The organism is Luteimonas flava (assembly GCF_036584485.1).
Taxonomy (GTDB): Bacteria; Pseudomonadota; Gammaproteobacteria; order Xanthomonadales; family Xanthomonadaceae; genus Luteimonas; species Luteimonas flava.
Window position 1 is genome coordinate 1 of the sequence record NZ_JAZHBM010000014.1, and the last position, 597, is coordinate 597.

A 597-nucleotide genomic window follows, 5' to 3' on the forward strand; every position below is an offset into this window, starting at 1 on the left:
CCTTCGAGTGTCAAACTCAACTAGGTGTAATGAAAGTGATTTACCCGTGAACCGGGGAGGCCTCCTCCTTGGGTGCAACGGGGCACGGTCCTGATGGTTTCTCAAAGGGATCTGAAGTTAAGTCCATTAGCTGGGACCCGAAAGATTGCGAGCTTTTCCTGGGCCGATGGAAGTCAGGGGAAACCTTGATGGACGATCGAACGCAGTGCTGACGTGCAAATCGCTTGTCAGATCTGGGTAAAGGGGCGAAAGACTCATCGAGCTATCTAGTAGCTGGTTCCCTCCGAAGTTTCTCTCAGGATAGCTAGGGACCAATGAGTTGCGTCAGGTAAAGCAAATGATCAGAAGCATTGGGGATTTTTATCCTCAACTTATTCTCAAACTCTAAATGGGCGCGGCACACAACCTGCTTAACTGAGGTTGTGACTAGAATCAAGTCTCCAAGTGGGCCATTTTTGGTAAGCAGAATTGGCGACGCGGGATGCACCGAAAGCGGACCTATGGTACCTAAGCATCTGCTAATTAGATCCCTCGAAGGGCGTTGGTTCATATAGACAGCAGGACCGTGGCCATGGAAGTTGGAATCGGCTAAGGAGT

General features: G+C 50.1%; 1 rRNA gene. It reads left to right on the forward strand.

Annotated features, from left to right (window positions below):
• Positions 1 to 597: ribosomal RNA gene (locus V3391_RS17500) — 23S ribosomal RNA — on the forward strand; the annotation flags it as partial.